Below are 16,640 nucleotides of genomic sequence, written 5' to 3' on the forward strand. Positions count from 1 at the left end.
AATGCCGAATGGAAACCGTGCGGCGGACCGTCATGCTGGCTCGACCGCAATTTCGACGAGATGCCGCTCCGCGTCGAGCATAGGAACCTTCAGGCGCTCGACGCCGAGTACCACGGCGCCCGACGGCAAGCGCGCGGCTTCGGCATCGGGCTTGACGCCTTTCATCGCCAGGATCCGTCCATCGTCGGCAACCAGATGACGCGAAAGTGTAACGAAATCGGAGAGTTCTGCGAATGCGCGCGACACGATTACATCGAATTTTTCCGGCACTTCGATGCCCGGACGTAAACTTTCGACGCGGCCGGTCACGACCGACAGATTGTTCAGACCCAACTGCACTTTAGCTTGCGACTGAAATGCGGTTTTCTTGTGAACGATATCGTTCAACGTGACTCGCAATTCCGGCAGCGCGATGGCCAGGACGATGCCAGGCAGCCCGCCTCCGGAGCCCACATCCAGCGCCGCTCGCGGTTTACGTGCGGACACGGCCGGCACGATCGCAAGCGAATCCAGGATGTGTTGAATCACCATCTGCTGCGGGTCGCGAATCGCCGTCAGGTTGTAGACGGAGTTCCACTTGCCGAGCAGCGCAACGTAATCGAGCAATTTCTGCGTTTGCGATGACGACAGCGCAAGGCCGAGTTCGGCGACGCCCGTTTCGAGCGTCGTCGCCAGAGATAAATTGCGCTCCGTCATTGAACCGCCGTCGTGTTATCGGCTGTCGAATCATCGCCCGCCGAATTGCGGCCACGACGGCCGATGCCCCGCTTCAAATGCACCATCAGAAGCGAAATCGCGGCGGGTGTGATACCGGAGATACGCGAAGCCTGACCAATGGTCTCCGGGCGATGCTGAATAAGCTTCTGACGCGCTTCGAAGGACAAACCACGGACTTCGTTGTAGTCGATGCCTTCCGGCAAACGCGTGTTTTCCTGCGCGCCATTTCGAACGATTTCGTCCGCTTGCCGGTCGATGTAACCCTGATACTTCACACCGATCTCGATCTGCTCCTTGATCTGAGCGAGCAGCACCGGGTCTTCGGCGAGGGCCGCTTCGGGGCCGCAAGCGCCTTCGCGCAGAGCACAGATTCCGTCGTACGAAACACCAGGACGCCGCAGAAGATCGGCGAGGCTGTATTCGTGGTCGATCGGCTTGCCCAGCAAGGCGGTCGCCTCCTCCGCAGGAAGCGTCTTCGGATTCACCCACGTCGAACGAAGCCGCTGTGTTTCACGTGAAACAGCGTCGCGCTTACGGCTGAACGCGTCCCAGCGGACGTCGTCCACGACGCCAATTTCGCGGCCGATCTCAGTCAGACGCATATCGGCGTTATCTTCCCGCAGCGAGAGACGATATTCCGCACGGCTCGTGAACATCCGGTACGGCTCGGAGACGCCGCGTGTGACGAGATCATCCACCAAGACGCCCAGATAAGCTTGATCGCGACGCGGCGACCACGGTTCCTTTCCTTGAACCTTCAAGCCTGCGTTGATTCCCGCCAGCAATCCCTGCGCGGCTGCTTCTTCGTATCCGGTCGTACCGTTGATTTGGCCCGCGAAAAAGAGACCGTTGATGGCTTTCGTTTCCAGCGACGCCTTCAACGCGCGCGGGTCGAAGTAGTCGTACTCGATTGCATAGCCCGGACGCAGAATATGCGCGTGCTCGAGGCCACGCATCGAGCGCACAAGGTTCAACTGCACGTCGAACGGGAGACTCGTCGAGATTCCGTTCGGATAGAACTCATTGGTGGTCAGCCCTTCCGGCTCAAGGAAGATCTGATGCGCTTCCTTCGACGCGAAACGATGGATTTTGTCCTCGATCGACGGGCAGTAGCGCGGGCCGACACCCTCGATAACGCCCGTGTACATGGGCGACCGGTCCAGACCGGAGCGGATGATATCGTGCGTCTGGACGTTCGTATGCGTGACCCAGCACGGCATCTGACGCGGATGCTGCTCCACGCGCCCAAGGAAAGAGAACACCGGAACCGGGTCGAGATCGCCCGGTTGTTCTTCCAGCTTCGAGAAATCGATCGTACGGCCGTCGATGCGAGGCGGCGTCCCCGTCTTGAGGCGCCCCTGCGGCAGCTTCAGCTCCTTCAGACGCGCGGACAGCGACACCGCAGCCGGATCGCCCGCCCGTCCGCCGACATAGTTATTCAGGCCAACGTGGATCTTGCCATCCAGGAAGGTACCGGCTGTCAGCACCACGGCGCGAGACCGGAATTGCAAGCCAACCTGCGTCACCGCGCCAACGACGCGATCGCCTTCCACCATTAAATCGTCGACGGCCTGTTGGAACAGCCACAAATTCGGTTGATTTTCGAGCCGATGACGAATCGCCTGCTTGTACAACAGACGGTCAGCCTGCGCACGCGTCGCGCGTACAGCGGGACCCTTCGACGAGTTGAGGATCCGGAACTGAATGCCTGATTCGTCCGTTGCGGCAGCCATTGCGCCGCCGAGCGCGTCGACTTCCTTGACGAGATGGCCTTTGCCAATGCCGCCGATTGACGGATTGCAGCTCATCTGTCCCAGCGTCTCGATGTTGTGGGTCAAAAGCAGTGTTTTGCAGCCCATGCGCGCCGAGGCGAGCGCGGCCTCAGTGCCCGCGTGACCGCCACCGACGACGATCACATCAAATTCTGTGGGATAAAGCATTGGAGATCTCGTGTGCGAACGACACGAACCTGAAGAGAGAATAGCTTTGAATTATAACGGCTTCTTCGTCGCCCCGAATTCGGCCGACCGGCCTATGGCGAAAAAAATGGCGTGTTTCACGTGAAACACGCCATCTCAAAATGCTGAAAACGCCGGGTTTAGGCCGTCTTCTTCGTCAGCCCCAAGTACGTTTCGATAACTTGCGGGTTGTGCTGAAGCGCGTCAGCGTTGCCTTCAAGCGCGAATTCACCGGTCTCGAGTACGTACCCGTAGTCCGAGATCTGGAGCGCCGCGCGCGCATTCTGTTCGATCAGAAGCGTCGCGACGCCCGTCTGACGAAGCGCGCTGATGATGTGAAAAATCTCCTTCACGATCAGCGGCGCGAGCCCGAGACTGGGTTCGTCCAGCATGAGCAGTTGTGGCTTGCCCATCAGCGCGCGACCAACGGCTAGCATCTGCCGCTCACCGCCCGACAACGTCCCTGCCGCCTGTTTCCGACGCTCCTTCAGACGCGGAAATAACGCGAACACGTGGTCGAGTTGATCGAGATAGTTTCGCTCGCCGGCCCGCTTACGCCGATACGCGCCGAGCACGAGGTTGTCTTCCACCGCCATCGTCGCGAAGAGCTCTCGCTTTTCCGGCACGAGGCACATTCCACGTGAAACACGGCGCTCGATCGCCAATGCGGAAACATCCTCGCCGAGATAGCGCACGGAGCCCTTTGCGTGACCCGTTTGGGGTAGAGCGCCCATGATCGCGTTGAGCAGCGTCGACTTTCCCGCGCCGTTCGGCCCAATCACAGAAACGATCTGCCCTGCTCCGACTGTCAGCTTGCCATCGTGTAACGCTTCGACTTTGCCGTATCGGACGGACAAACCTTCCACCTGCAAAATCGGGTTGCCCACTGCGTTCGATTCCTTCGCCATCATTCCACCCCGCCCAGATACGCTTCGAGCACCGCAGGATCCTTCTGCACGTCCGTTGGCAGTCCTTCCGCGATCTTCGTGCCAAATTCCATCACGACCAGCCGATCCGTGAGGTTCATCACGAAGTCCATATCGTGCTCGACCAACAGAATGCTCATTCCTTCCGCGCGAAGTTTTCGCAGCAAATCGGCGAGTTGCAGCTTTTCCTGATAGCGCAGACCGGCGGCGGGTTCGTCCAACAGCAGCAGAGTCGGATCGCAGCACAGCGCGCGTGCGATTTCGAGAATCCGCTGCTGACCCAGCGCGAGACTGCCCGCTTCGCTGTAGGTATGCTTTTCCAGCCCCACGCGCGCGATCTGCTTCGCAGCCTCAGACATGAGCCGTGCCTCTTCCGGCGCGTTCAGCCGCGCGATGCTGCGCCATACGCCCGTATTGCCACGCAAATGCGCGCCGATCGCAACGTTTTCGAGCACCGTCATCCCCGGAAGCATCTTGACGTGCTGAAACGTCCGTCCGATGCCCCGCTTCACGATCTCACGCGAAGTCAGCTTCTCGATGCGCTCGCCATGGAAACTGATCGCGCCGCTCGTGGCCTGCAGCACGCCAGTCACGAGGTTGAAGGTCGTCGATTTGCCTGCGCCGTTCGGTCCGATCAAACCGATGATCTCGCCCGCCTTTACCTCGAAGCTCACGTCGTTGACGGCGACCAGTCCGCCGAACTGCTTGCGCGCCTTATCGACAACCAACAACTGCTCGCCGACCTGCGGTTTGCTGCGCTGCGGCAACGGATCGCGATGATCAGGCACGTGGGCGCGCGGGCCGCGCGGGAAGATGCGCGCGACGAACGGCCAGACGCCCTGCCGCGCATATTGCAGGAGCAGCACCATCACCACGCCGAAGACGATGATCTCAAAATTGCCGTTCGCGCCGAGCAGCTTGGGCAGCAGCGTCTGCAGATAGTCCTGAAGAACGGTGAGGATCGTCGCGCCGAGAATCGCACCCCACACGTGCGAGATGCCGCCGACCACCGCCATGAACAGGAACTCGATGCCGTGGTTCAGCCCGAACGGCGTCGGGTTCACCGCCCGCTGCAAATGCGCGTACAGGAAGCCCGAAATGGCGGCCAGAACCGCCGCATAGATGAAGATCACGACGCGCATCCACGCGGTGTTGACCCCCATCGCTTCGGCCATCGTGCCGCCACCGCGCAGCGCGCGAATCGCGCGCCCCGGGCGGCTATTAAGCAAATTTTGAACAGAAATGACTGCGAGCAGCACTACGACCCAGATCAGGTAGTAGATGCTTCGGCCCGATTCGAGCTCCCAGCCGAACAGACTGAGCACGGGAATCCCGTTGATGCCGTCGTACTTGCCGAGCAGCTCCATGTTGCCGAACAGATAGAACAGCGAAAGCCCCCACGCAATCGTCCCGAGCGGCAGAAAGTGCCCGGAAAGACGCATCGTGATAAGCCCGAGCAGCAGCGCGATGAACGCCGTCAGCACGACGCCCGCGATCAGCGCGAGCCACGGCGAGACGCCGTAGCGCGTCGTCAGGAAGGCCGTCGCATAGGCGCCTACGCCGACGAACGCGGCTTGCCCGAAGCTCGTCATCCCGCCGATGCCCGTCAGCAGCACGAGCCCGATGGCGACGATCGAATAGAGGCCGATGTAGTTCAGCAGCGTGATCCAGTACTCGGGCACAGCGACCGGCCTCGGCAGGATCGGCAGCGCAAAGACGACGAGCAGGAAAACCCAGAAAAATCGATATCGATGCAGGAATTTCATCGGCTTACTCCTCGTCCTCATCCGAATGCGGGCTCGCCAGGCTTCGCCACAGCAGGACCGGAATAATCAATGTGAAAACGATCACCTCCTTGTACGCGCTCGCCCAGAACGACGAATACGATTCCAGCAGGCCCACCAGCAGCGATCCCGCCGCCGCGAGCGGATAGCTCACCAGACCGCCGACGATTGCGCCCACGAAGCCCTTCAGGCCGATCAGGAAGCCCGAGTCGTAGTAGATCGTCGTGATCGGCGCGACGAGCACGCCGCACAGCGCGCCGAGGCCCGCCGCGAGCGTGAACGCGAGGCGCCCCGCCTGCGTCGTGCCAATGCCGACGAGACGCGCGCCCAGCCGGTTCACCGAGGTCGCGCGCAACGCCTTGCCGGAGATGGAGCGGTCGAAATAGAAGTACAGCGCGACGATCAGCACGACCGCCGTGCCGACGACCCACAGGCTCTGCCCCGAGATCGACACGCTGCCGAGATTGAACGTGGCGTCCGAGAAGGCGGTCGTGCGCGAGCCTTCCGCGCCGAACATGACGAGCCCGAGACCGACCATCGCGAAGTGCACCGCCACCGCCACGATCAGCAGCAGCAGCGTGCTCGCCTCCGCGATCGGCTCATACGCGAGCCGATAGACGAACGGTCCCATCGGCACGACGATAAGGAGCGTCAGCGCGATCTGCGCGACCATCGGCAGCGTCTGTGCGAAGACCGCCTGCGTGAGCGCCCAGACGGCGACGGGAAACAACACATACTTGCCCGCCAGCACCGCAAGCAGGCGCCCGACCTGGTGATATCGCGCAGGATGCCGTACGATGCCCGCCACTTCGGCGACGAAGCAGCCCACACCCATCGCGATGAGCAGATAGCAGGTCGCGGGCAGCTTCTGCGTTTGCAGCGCGGCCAGTGTGAGCGCGCCGTACGCGACGAACTCGCCCTGCGGAATGAAAATGACGCGTGTCACGGAGAACACGAGCACCAGGGCGAGCGCGAGTAGCGCGTAGATCGCACCCGTGGTGATCCCGTCCTGCGCGAGGATCGCCGCAATCGATAAGTCCATACTTCCTCTTCGGAGCTTCTTGTGAAACAGGCCGACTGAACAACGCCCGCCGGAACATGGTCAAAGCGGCGCGCCGTTGCCGGTGCGCCGCCCGTTCATCTTGAAAATAAGCAGCAAGAACGCGCAATGAAGCGCGTCCTGTCAGGCTCAGTCGTTCAGCAACTTCCACTTGCCATCGACGATCTGCACCATCACGCGAGCGCGATTGTCGAAGCCGTTGTGATCGGTCGGCGTCGTGTTCATGATGCCGTGCGAAACGGGCAGATCCTTCAGGTTTTCCAGCGCGGCGCGCAGCGCTTCACGGAACTCCGGCGTGCCCGGCTGGCCTTTCTTGAGCGCCTCGGGAATCGCGCGCTGAAGCATCTGGCCGGCGTCCCATGCATGACCGCCGAACGTCGAGAGCGAACCCGCGCCGTACGCCTTCTCATACGCGTCCTTGTAGGCCGCAGACGACTTCTTCACCGGATTGCTCTCGGGCAATTGCTCGGTCACGAGCACCGGACCGGCGGGCAGAATCTCGCCTTCGCAATCCTTGCCGCACACGCGCAGGAAGTCGTTGTTCGCGACGCCATGCGTCTGGTAGACCTTGCCCTTGTAGCCGCGCTCCTTCAGCGCCTTCGCCGGCAGCGCCGACGGCGTGCCCGCGCCCGCGATCAGCACCGCATCCGGGTTTGCGCCCATCGTCTTCAGCACCTGGCCCGTCACGGACGTGTCCGTGCGGTTATAGCGCTCGTTCGTGACGATCTTCAGCTTGTGCGCATTCGCCGCCGTGTTGAAGACGTTGTACCAGCCGTCGCCGTACGCATCCGCGAAGCCGATGAAGCCCACCGTCTTTACGCCGTGCTTCTCCATGTAGCTCGCGATCGCATCGGCCATCAAGGCATCGTTCTGCGGCGTCTTGAAGACCCACGCCTTCTTCGCGTCCATCGGCGAGATGATCGCGGCCGACGCAGCCATGGAAATCATCGGCGTCTTGCCGGCGGCGGCCGGGTCGATCATCGCGAGCGAGTTCGGCGTCACGGTGGAGCCGACGATCGCATCGACGTGATCTTCGTCGATCAGCTTGCGCGTGTTCTGCACGGCGCGGCTCGTGTCCGAACCGTCATCGAGCACGATCCATTCGACCGACTTCCCGCCGATCTCCTTCGGCAACAACGCGACGGTATTTTTCTCGGGAATCCCGAGCGATGCCGCCGGCCCCGTCGCCGAGAGCGTCACGCCGATCTTCACTTGCGCGAACGCCGCGCCCGCACCCATGAGCGCGCTGCCCGCGATGGCGAGCGCGATGCTCGTCCTGATCCATGCCTTCTTCGTTTTCATTGCTTGTCTCCAAACGCGACTTGCTGTTCACGCACCCCTGCGGTGCGCTGCTGCGAGTTGTTATCGATGCCGCTGCCTTGGGCTAACCAAAGAGCCGCCCCAATCTATTTACCGCGCTACTGCGTGCCAAGGCTGGTTTTCCCTGACCGTTGCGCCGCCGCGGGCGAGGCTTTTGCGCCCTCTCCTTCCGCTGCGGCTTCTCACTGCACGACACAGAAAAAAAGGCGCGTTGTGTTGCTAACGCGCCTTTGTTCTTCGAATTAATTCATATGCGATTCCGTCAGTTGCCCGAGAGCTTCCACTTGCCGCCGACGATCTCCACCATCACGCGTGCGCGCTGGTCCAGTCCGGAGTGGTCATTGGGGCTCATGTTGAAGATGCCGTGCGATGCGGGCAGATTCTTCGTCTCTTCGATAGCCGCGCGCAATGCTTCGCGGAACGCCGGCGTGCCGGGCTGGCCTTTCTTCAACGCGACGGGAATCGCGCGCTGCAGGATGAGGCCCGCGTCCCACGCGTGACCGCCGAAGGTCGACACCGAGCCCGCGCCGTACGCGCCTTCATACGCCTTCTTGTAAGTGAGTGCGGCCTGCTTCACGGGATTGCTGTCGGGCAGCTGCTCCGCGACGAGCAACGGACCCGCCGGCAGGAACGTGCCTTCGCAATCCTTGCCGCACACGCGCAGGAAGTCGTTATTGGCGACGCCGTGCGTCTGATAGATCTTGCCCTTGTAGCCGCGCTCCTTGAGCGTCTTCTGCGGCAGCGCGGCCGGCGTGCCCGCCCCCGCGATCAGCACCGCGTCCGCGTTCTGCGACATCATCTTGAGCACCTGGCCCGTCACCGATGCGTCGTTGCGCGCGAAGCGCTCATTGGCGACGACCTTCAGCTTCGCGAGATCGGCGGCTTTCGAGAACTCCTTGAACCAGCTCTCGCCATAGGCATCACTGAAGCCGATGAACGCCACCGTCTTCACGCCATGATTCGCCATGTGCTGCGCGATCGCGGTGGCCATCAGGATGTCGTTCTGCGGCGTCTTGAAGACCCACGCCTTTTTCGCGTCCATTGGCTCGACGATGCTCGCGGCCGCGGCCATCGAGATCATCGGCGTGTGCGTTTCGGCGGCGATGTCGGTCATCGCGAGCGAATTGGGCACGACCGTCGAACCGACGAGCGCATCGACGTGATCTTCGCTCGTCAGCTTGCGCGCGTTTTTCACGGCCTGGGTGGAATCGGTGGCGTCGTCGAGGACGATATATTCCACCTTTTGCCCGGCGACTTCCTTGGGCAACAGTGCGATGGTGTTCTTTTCCGGAATGCCGAGCGACGCCGCCGGACCCGTTGCCGAGACCGTCACGCCGATTTTCACGTCCGCCAAAACCTGATTGCTGAATACCGCCGATAATGCCGCGACGGCCATTGCGACCGTCTTGCCGCGTAAAGCCAACTTCATTGATTTGCGCCCCGTAAATCGTGTTTCTGCGTAAAGAACTGCTTGCGAATAAGCCCGTGATTCGCGCCCGCCTGAAATCGCCGACCAACGGGTCGGGAAATGCAGTTTAGCGGACGAAAGTGCCGCGCAGCAAGCTTTTTGAAGGGTTTCCGGCGCGTTTTGGCGTTGTTTTTCAATGCCTTGGCATCGTCGCCGCGCGAGTGGCGAAACCCTCGGGAAAACCCCGCTCAAAATGCCGCGCGGGATTTATTCGTATTATCGACGGGCAAATAAAAAAGCGCTGTTGGACTCATCCAACAGCGCTTTCGGTCGGGCACTTTGTGCCTCATGTCTCCTCGTTCTCCACCTCAAAAAATCTGGGTGCAACAGAACTAGGACGCATGTTAAAGAACGCAACACTGCGCGACAACCTAGCATTTACCCTAGTGGTGCAGAAAAGCACCTCAACGGGGCGTATTTCTTGCAATACAGCGCGCATCTCGCAAATGCCCGATTCGTTCGTATTTCAAACTAAATCGCTTCAACTCTGCAGCGGACGAACCCGCGCGACGATCTCCCCGACGATCCCGCGACGGAATGCCAGCACGCACGCGATGAAGATGAGGCCGGTCACGATCGTCACCGATTCACCGAGCGAGTTGAACCACGACACGCCCGTCAGCCGCGCGATGCCGCTGCCAATGTCGCCGAGCCTGTCTTCCAGCGCGACGATGATCGCGGCGCCGAGCAGCGGCCCGAACATCGTGCTCATGCCGCCGACGAGCGTCATCAGGACGACGAGGCCGGACATCGTCCAGTAGGCGTCGCCGAGCGTTTCGAAGCCGAGCACGACCGTCTTCAACGAACCCGCGAAACCCGCGAGACCCGCCGAAAGCACGAACGCGAGCAGCTTGTAGCGCGACGTGTCATAGCCGAGCGAGATCGCGCGCGGCTCGTTCTCCTTGATCGCGATCAGCACTTGCCCGAACGGCGAATGCACGATGCGCACGATCAGCGCGAACGCGAGCAGCATCACGACGAGCACGACGTAATAGAGCGTGATGTCGCTGCCCAGATCGACGATGTTGAAGAGCTTGCCGCGCGGCACGCCTTGCAGACCGTCCTCGCCGTGCGTGAAGGGCGCCTGCAGGAACACGAAGTACACCATCTGCGCGAGCGCGAGCGTGACCATTGCGAAGTAGATGCCCTGGCGCCGAATCGCGAGCAGCCCGGCGACGAGGCCGAGCAGCGTCGCCGCGGCGGTGCCCGCGATCACGCCGAGCTCCGGCGTGAAATTGAGCGTCTGAATGGCGTAGCCCGTGACATAGCCGGCGGTCGAGAGGAACATCGCGTGCCCGAACGAAAGCAGCCCCGTATAGCCGATCAGCAGGTTGAACGCGGCCGCGAAGAGCGCGAAGCACAGCACCTTCATCATGAACACCGGATACACGCCGACGAACGGCGCCGCGATCAGCCCGATCAGCAACAGCGTGTAGAGCGCTTTTCTCTGCATCATTTTTCCTTGCCGAAGAGTCCTGCCGGGCGAATCATCAATACGATCGCCATGATGACGAAGACGACCGTCGCGGACGCTTCCGGATAGAACACGCGCGTGAAGCCTTCGATCACGCCGAGCAGCAGGCCCGTGAGAATCGAGCCCATGATCGAGCCCATGCCGCCGATCACGACGACCGCGAACACGGTGATGATCATCGACTGGCCCATCAGCGGCGACACCTGAATGACCGGCGCCGCGAGCACGCCCGCGAACGCCGCCAGCGCCACACCGAAGCCGTACGTGAGCGTGATCATCATCGGCACGTTGATGCCGAAGGCCTCGACGAGCTTCGGGTTCTCCGTGCCCGCGCGCAGATAAGCGCCGATGCGCGTCTTCTCGATCACGAACCACGTCGCGAAGCACACCGCGAGCGACGCCACGACCACCCAAGCGCGATAGTTCGGCAGGAACATGAAGCCGAGATTGGTCGCGCCGGAGAGCAGCGAAGGCACGTCATAAGGCTGGCCCGACGATCCGTAGATGGAGCGGAACACGCCTTCGATCACGAGCGTGAGGCCGAAGGTGAGCAAGAGCCCATAGAGATGATCGAGCTTGTAGAGCCAGCGCAGCATCGAGCGCTCGATGACCACGCCGAACAGCCCGACGACGATCGGCGCGAGCAAGAGCATCGCCCAATAGGGCACGCTGAGATATGAGTAGCCCATCCACGCGAGCATCGCGCCCAGCATGAAGAGCGCGCCGTGCGCGAAATTGATGACGTTGAGCAGGCCGAAGATCACCGCGAGCCCGAGGCTCAGGATCGCGTAGAACGAGCCGTTCACCAGCCCGAGCAGCAGCTGGCTCATCATTGCGGCGAGGGGGATGCCGAATATTTCCATTGAACCTGCCGTCAGAAACGTGTTGACGCGGGTGCGTCGGCGAGCGGCCTTCTTCGGCCGCCGCCGCGCGAACGCGTTATTGCCCCATGAGGCATTACCGGACGCTTACTTCCAGAGCTTGCAGCGCGACTCTGCCTTCGTGCCGAACGCCTGATCGCCCGGAATCGTCGCGGTGATCTTGTAGTAGTCCCACGGCTCCTTCGATTCCGACGGCTTCTTCACTTCCATCAGGTACATGTCGTGGATCATCGAGCCGTCTTCGCGGATATAGCCCTTCGCGTAGAAGTCGTCGACCTTCGTCTTGCGAAGCTGCGCCATGACCTTGTCGCTGTCGGTCGTGCCCGCCGCCTTCACCGCGTTCAGGTACGTCATGACAGCGGAGTAGTCCGCGGCCTGCAGGCTCGACGGCATCTTCTTCATCTTGCCGAAGTAGCGCTGCGACCACTTGCGCGTGTTCTCGTCCTTGTTCCAGTACCAGCTGTCCGTCGCGACGAGGCCTTGCGTCGTCTCGAGCCCGAGGCTGTGGATATCGTTGATGAAGATGAGCAGCGCGGCGATCTTCATCGACTTGTTGATGCCGAATTCCTTCGCGGCCTTGATCGCGTTGATCGTGTCGCCGCCCGCGTTCGCGAGGCCGAGCACCTGCGCCTTCGATCCCTGCGCCTGCAACAGGAACGACGAGAAGTCCGACGCCGACAGCGGATGGCGCACTTCGCCGAGCACCTGGCCGCCGTTTGCCTTCACCACGTCAGCCGTGTTCTTTTCCAGCGCCTTGCCGAATGCGTAGTCCGCCGTCAGGAAGTACCACGATTTGCCGCCCTGCTTCGTCACCGCGGAACCGGTGCCTTTCGCGAGCGCCATCGTGTCGTATGCGTAGTGGACGGTGTAGGGCGAGCATTGCTCGTTGGTCAGGTTGTCCGCGCCCGCGCCGATGTTGATGTACGGCGTCTTCTTCTCCGCCGCGACCTGCGCGGTGGACAGCGCCGTCGCCGAGTTCGTGCCGCCGATGATCACGTTCACGCCATCGCGGTCGATCCATTCACGCGCGCGCGATGCAGCGATATCGGCCTTGTTCTGGTGGTCCGCATAGACGAGCTCGATTGGCTTGCCGTTCACCTTGCCGCCGAAATCGGCGATCGCCATGCGAATGGCTTCGAGGCCGCCCGGTCCGTCGATGTCGGCATACAGGCCCGAAAGATCCGTGACGAAACCGATCTTCACGCTGTTGCCGTCGGCGGCATATGCACTGCTGCTCATCACCGCCACACTCGCCGCCGCAGCCGCAAAGCACAGAGTAGAGAGGCGCGCGAGGGTCTTCTTTTTCATTCCAGTCTCCATGAGTTTTGATTTGATGCGGTATTACTGGTGTTGCCCTTCTCAACCTGCCGTGCCACGCGCCGCTCAGACTCCGAGCAGTTCGTGCAGCACCGGCATCTTCGCTTCGAGTTCCCCCGCGCCGAAATGCTCGACGATGTTGCCGTGCTCCATCACGTAGAAGCGGTCCGCGAGCGGCGCCGCGAAACGAAAATTCTGCTCGACCATGACGATCGTGTAGCCGCGCGATTTCAGCATCAGGATCATGCGCGCGAGTGTCTGCACGATGACCGGCGCAAGCCCTTCCGAAATTTCATCGAGCAGAAGCAGATTGGCGCCGGTGCGCAAAATGCGCGCCACGGCCAGCATCTGCTGTTCGCCGCCCGAGAGACGGGTGCCCTGGCTTGCGCGGCGTTCCTTCAGGTTCGGGAACATCGAGTAGATCTCGTCGAGCGACATCGCCTCTTTGGCGTTGCCGATGAGCGGCGGCAACAGGAGGTTTTCCTCGCAGGACAAGCTCGAAAAAATGCCGCGCTCTTCCGGACAATAGCCGACCCCGTAATGCGCGATCCTGTGCGTGGCGAGGCCGATGGTTTCGGTTCCCGCGACGCGAATCGAGCCCGTGCGCCGTCCCGTCAAACCCATGATGGCGCGCAGCGTCGTCGTGCGGCCCGCCCCGTTGCGGCCGAGCAGCGTGACGACTTCGCCGCGACTCACCTTGAGATCCACGCCGTGCAGAATGTGGGATTCCCCGTACCACGCCTGCAGGCCCGAAATTTCCAGCGCGGGAACATTGCCCGCCGCGCCGTTCGCCTCGCGCGAGCGGCGCTCTTCCACGATCGTACTCATGCATGCGCTCCGGTGAGCGCCGCATCGGCGCTGCCCATGTAGGCTTCCATCACGAGCGGATTCTTCGACACTTCCGCGTAGCTGCCTTCGGCGAGCACTTCGCCGCGCTGAAGCACGGTGATGGTGTCGGAGATGCCCGCGATCACGTTCATGTTGTGCTCGACCATCAGGATGGTGCGGCCCGCCGACACTTTCTTGATGAGCGCCGTCACGCGATCGACGTCCTCGTGACCCATGCCTTGTGTCGGCTCGTCGAGGAGCATGAGCTCGGGCTCCATCGAAAGCGTGGTCGCGATCTCGAGCGCACGCTTGCGGCCGTACGAAAGCTCGACGGTCTTGGTATCGGCGAAATCGGTGAGGCCGACTTGCGTGAGCAGATCCATCGCGCGGTCGTTGAGTGCATCGAGCGAGCGCTCGCTGCGCCAGAAATGAAACGACGTGCCCAGTTGCCGCTGCAAGCCGATGCGCACGTTCTGCAAGACCGTCAGGTGCGGAAACACGGCGGAAATCTGAAACGAGCGGATGATGCCGCGCCGCGCGATATGCGCCGGGCGCTCCCGCGTGATGTCCGTGCCGTTGAAAACGATCTGGCCCGCAGAGGGTTCCAGAAACTTCGTGAGCAGGTTGAAGCAGGTGGTCTTGCCTGCGCCGTTGGGTCCGATCAGCGCATGGATCGAACCGCGGCGAACGCGCAGGTTCACGCCATTCACGGCCGTGAAGCCTTTGAATTCCTTTGTGAGCCCTCGCGTTTCCAGAATGGTGTCGCCGAGAATCATGTCCCCTTCCATGCGAAGTGAGGCGCTGGGCAAAACCCCGTTCACCTGCGCCTTATTTTTTCTTTCCGCGAGCACCGGACGTTGTCTCCATTCCGGTACTGCTTCGCTTCGTGCATCGCTGTTGCGCCCGCACAAAGTGTGCACGCGATATGCCGAGCATCACTTGATCCGGGGCCATTGTCGCGCCAATGATGCAGCGCAATCATTGGGATTTGCACTAACTAACGAATTGCTTGGAGCCTTGAGGATGCACGCAACCGGGGCATGGAGAGTGCTTATTCTCCGTGCATATAAGCATTGCATCGCAGCGTCATGCGCGCGCCATGTACGCGTCATCCCGACATAAGAAGTGCGCGCGTCACCTCTTTGTCATGCAAGCGCGGTCGCGATCACTTCCTGCGTTTCGATACCGCGCCTGTCTTCGCGAATCATGTCGCTCGCGCGCTCGGCGATCATGAGCGTGGGCGAGTTGGTGTTGCCCGATGTGATCGTCGGCATCACCGATGCATCGACCACGCGCAAGCCCCGCACGCCGATCACGCGCAAGCGGCTATCGACGACCGCGCCCGGATCGTTGTCCGTGCCCATCCGGCATGTGCCCACAGGATGGAAGATCGTCGTGCCGACCTTGCCCGCGGCCTCGACCAGTTCTTCCTGCGTCTGGAACTGGATGCCGGGAAGAATTTCCTCGGGCGCGTATTGCGCCATTGCGGGCGCGCTGACGATGCGCCGCGTGAGACGCAGCGAATTCGCGGCGACTTCGCGATCGCGGTCCGTCGACAGATAGTTCGGCGCGATGAGCGGCGCCGCATGCGCATCCGGCGATTCGATATGCACGCTGCCGCGCGATGTCGGACGCAGGTTGCATACCGATGCCGTGAACGCGTTGAATGGATGCAATGGCTCGCCGAATCGTTCGAGCGACAAGGGCTGAACGTGATACTCGACATCGGAGCGCGTGATCGATGCATCGTCGGGATTGGACTTCGCGAACGCGCCGAGCTGCGAGGGCGCCATCGACATCGGGCCGCTTCGCATCAGCGCGTATTGCATGCCGATGAAAAGCTTGCCCCACCAATGCGCCGACAATGTATTGAGCGTGCGCACGCCGCTGACCTTATAGGCCATGCGCAATTGCAAGTGGTCCTGCAGATTTTCGCCGACGCCGCCAAGACTCTTCACGACATCGATGCCCAGACGCTGCAGACGCGCACCATTGCCGATGCCCGACAACTCCAGGATCTGCGGCGAATTCACCGCGCCCGCGCTGAGAACGACTTCGCAACGCGCACGCGCGATGTACTCGACATCGCCGCCGCGATACTCCACGCCGACGCAGCGCGTGCCTTCGAATACGAGCCTTTGTGTGTGCGCGCCGGTGATCGTCGTGAGATTGGGGCGCTTCATCGCTTCGCGCAAAAAGGCTTTCGCCGCGTTCCAGCGTATGCCGCCGCGCTGATTGACTTCGAAGTAACCGACGCCGGTGTTGTCGCCGCGATTGAAGTCATCGGTCGCGGGAATGCCGCTTTGCTGCGCGGCTTGCGCGAAGGTTTCGAGAATCTTCCACTTCAGGCGCTGCTTCTCGACGCGCCATTCGCCGCCCGCGCCATGCCATTGATTACCGCCGCCGTGATGGTCCTCGCTGCGCATGAAGACAGGCAGCACGGAATCCCAGGACCAGTTCGGATCGCCGCTGATATGCGCCCAGTCGTCGTAATCTTCGCGCTGGCCGCGCATGTAGATCATGCCGTTGATCGACGAGCATCCGCCGAGCACACGTCCGCGCGGATACGACAGCGTGCGCCCGTTGAGCCCCGGCTCCGCTTGCGTCTTATAGAGCCAGTCCGTGCGCGGATTGCCGATGCAATACAGATAGCCGACCGGAATGTGAATCCAGTGATAGTCATCCTTGCCGCCCGCTTCGAGCAGCAGCACATTCACGTCGGGATCTTCGGTGAGGCGATTCGCGAGCACGCAGCCTGCCGTGCCCGCGCCGACGATGATGTAGTCGAATTCGCCTTCGAGCTTGCGCGCGTCCTGTTTCATCGTTGTCTCCTGTGCCGGCTCGATTGCGCCGCGGCATCGTGCTTCGTCTGATAACCCGAGCGTACTGCCGGACACGACGCCGAAT

General features: G+C 61.7%; 13 protein-coding genes. All 13 read right to left on the bottom strand.

The window, feature by feature from the left end; all coding sequences use genetic code 11:
• Positions 1–30 precede the first annotated feature (30 nt).
• The gene (gene rsmG, locus AC1Z32_RS13215; protein ID WP_483479093.1) at positions 31–696 is read right to left on the bottom strand and encodes a 16S rRNA (guanine(527)-N(7))-methyltransferase RsmG; all 666 of its coding nucleotides are present in this window, start codon (positions 694–696) and stop codon (positions 31–33) included.
• A complete protein-coding gene (gene mnmG, locus AC1Z32_RS13220; RefSeq protein ID WP_483479094.1) occupies positions 693–2,657 on the bottom strand; it encodes a tRNA uridine-5-carboxymethylaminomethyl(34) synthesis enzyme MnmG in 1,965 nt (654 codons plus the stop codon). Before mnmG ends, rsmG begins: the two co-directional genes overlap by 4 nt.
• Before the next feature lie 158 nt (positions 2,658–2,815).
• Positions 2,816–3,583 (bottom strand): ABC transporter ATP-binding protein, encoded by a 768-nt coding sequence (locus tag AC1Z32_RS13225; protein WP_483481619.1) that lies wholly within the window; start codon positions 3,581–3,583, stop codon positions 2,816–2,818.
• Positions 3,583–5,367: a branched-chain amino acid ABC transporter ATP-binding protein/permease gene (locus AC1Z32_RS13230; protein WP_483479095.1), complete on the bottom strand. Its 1,785-nt coding sequence runs from the start codon at positions 5,365–5,367 to the stop codon at positions 3,583–3,585. The genes AC1Z32_RS13225 and AC1Z32_RS13230 overlap by 1 nt, the downstream gene beginning before the upstream one ends.
• Positions 5,368–5,371: 4 nt before the next feature.
• Complete coding sequence (locus AC1Z32_RS13235) at positions 5,372–6,427, bottom strand: branched-chain amino acid ABC transporter permease (protein WP_483479096.1); 1,056 nt, start codon at positions 6,425–6,427, stop codon at positions 5,372–5,374.
• Positions 6,428–6,574: 147 nt separating this feature from the next.
• Complete coding sequence (locus tag AC1Z32_RS13240) at positions 6,575–7,747, bottom strand: ABC transporter substrate-binding protein (protein WP_483479097.1); 1,173 nt, start codon at positions 7,745–7,747, stop codon at positions 6,575–6,577.
• Positions 7,748–8,027: 280 nt separating this feature from the next.
• Positions 8,028–9,194 (bottom strand): ABC transporter substrate-binding protein, encoded by a 1,167-nt coding sequence (locus AC1Z32_RS13245; protein WP_483479098.1) that lies wholly within the window; start codon positions 9,192–9,194, stop codon positions 8,028–8,030.
• Positions 9,195–9,714: 520 nt separating this feature from the next.
• On the bottom strand, positions 9,715–10,686 hold the full coding sequence (locus tag AC1Z32_RS13250) for a branched-chain amino acid ABC transporter permease (protein ID WP_483481620.1): 972 nt from the start codon (positions 10,684–10,686) through the stop codon (positions 9,715–9,717).
• A complete protein-coding gene (locus AC1Z32_RS13255) occupies positions 10,686–11,570 on the bottom strand; it encodes a branched-chain amino acid ABC transporter permease (protein WP_483479099.1) in 885 nt (294 codons plus the stop codon). Before AC1Z32_RS13255 ends, AC1Z32_RS13250 begins: the two co-directional genes overlap by 1 nt.
• Before the next feature lie 105 nt (positions 11,571–11,675).
• A complete protein-coding gene (locus AC1Z32_RS13260; protein ID WP_483479100.1) occupies positions 11,676–12,896 on the bottom strand; it encodes an ABC transporter substrate-binding protein in 1,221 nt (406 codons plus the stop codon).
• Between the two features lie 75 nt (positions 12,897–12,971).
• Positions 12,972–13,733, bottom strand: coding sequence for an ABC transporter ATP-binding protein (locus AC1Z32_RS13265; protein WP_483479101.1), 762 nt, complete (start codon positions 13,731–13,733; stop codon positions 12,972–12,974).
• Entirely contained in the window at positions 13,730–14,509 is a 780-nt protein-coding gene (locus AC1Z32_RS13270) for an ABC transporter ATP-binding protein (RefSeq protein ID WP_483479102.1), read from the bottom strand. Before AC1Z32_RS13270 ends, AC1Z32_RS13265 begins: the two co-directional genes overlap by 4 nt.
• A 369-nt stretch (positions 14,510–14,878) precedes the next feature.
• Entirely contained in the window at positions 14,879–16,555 is a 1,677-nt protein-coding gene (locus tag AC1Z32_RS13275) for a GMC family oxidoreductase (protein ID WP_483479103.1), read from the bottom strand.
• Positions 16,556–16,640: the final 85 nt, after the last annotated feature.

The sequence above is a fragment of the Caballeronia sp. 11_S32 genome (assembly GCF_056930355.1).

What these genes read in the sequence shown, in the direction of transcription:
- rsmG (WP_483479093.1), bottom strand. Translation starts at nt 696, where the DNA reads ATGACGGAGCGCAATTTATCTCTGGCGACGACGCTCGAAACGGGCGTC.
- mnmG (WP_483479094.1), bottom strand. Translation starts at nt 2,657, where the DNA reads ATGCTTTATCCCACAGAATTTGATGTGATCGTCGTCGGTGGCGGTCAC.
- AC1Z32_RS13225 (WP_483481619.1), bottom strand. Translation starts at nt 3,583, where the DNA reads ATGGCGAAGGAATCGAACGCAGTGGGCAACCCGATTTTGCAGGTGGAA.
- AC1Z32_RS13230 (WP_483479095.1), bottom strand. Translation starts at nt 5,367, where the DNA reads ATGAAATTCCTGCATCGATATCGATTTTTCTGGGTTTTCCTGCTCGTC.
- AC1Z32_RS13235 (WP_483479096.1), bottom strand. Translation starts at nt 6,427, where the DNA reads ATGGACTTATCGATTGCGGCGATCCTCGCGCAGGACGGGATCACCACG.
- AC1Z32_RS13240 (WP_483479097.1), bottom strand. Translation starts at nt 7,747, where the DNA reads ATGAAAACGAAGAAGGCATGGATCAGGACGAGCATCGCGCTCGCCATC.
- AC1Z32_RS13245 (WP_483479098.1), bottom strand. Translation starts at nt 9,194, where the DNA reads ATGAAGTTGGCTTTACGCGGCAAGACGGTCGCAATGGCCGTCGCGGCA.
- AC1Z32_RS13250 (WP_483481620.1), bottom strand. Translation starts at nt 10,686, where the DNA reads ATGCAGAGAAAAGCGCTCTACACGCTGTTGCTGATCGGGCTGATCGCG.
- AC1Z32_RS13255 (WP_483479099.1), bottom strand. Translation starts at nt 11,570, where the DNA reads ATGGAAATATTCGGCATCCCCCTCGCCGCAATGATGAGCCAGCTGCTG.
- AC1Z32_RS13260 (WP_483479100.1), bottom strand. Translation starts at nt 12,896, where the DNA reads ATGAAAAAGAAGACCCTCGCGCGCCTCTCTACTCTGTGCTTTGCGGCT.
- AC1Z32_RS13265 (WP_483479101.1), bottom strand. Translation starts at nt 13,733, where the DNA reads ATGAGTACGATCGTGGAAGAGCGCCGCTCGCGCGAGGCGAACGGCGCG.
- AC1Z32_RS13270 (WP_483479102.1), bottom strand. Translation starts at nt 14,509, where the DNA reads ATGATTCTCGGCGACACCATTCTGGAAACGCGAGGGCTCACAAAGGAA.
- AC1Z32_RS13275 (WP_483479103.1), bottom strand. Translation starts at nt 16,555, where the DNA reads ATGAAACAGGACGCGCGCAAGCTCGAAGGCGAATTCGACTACATCATC.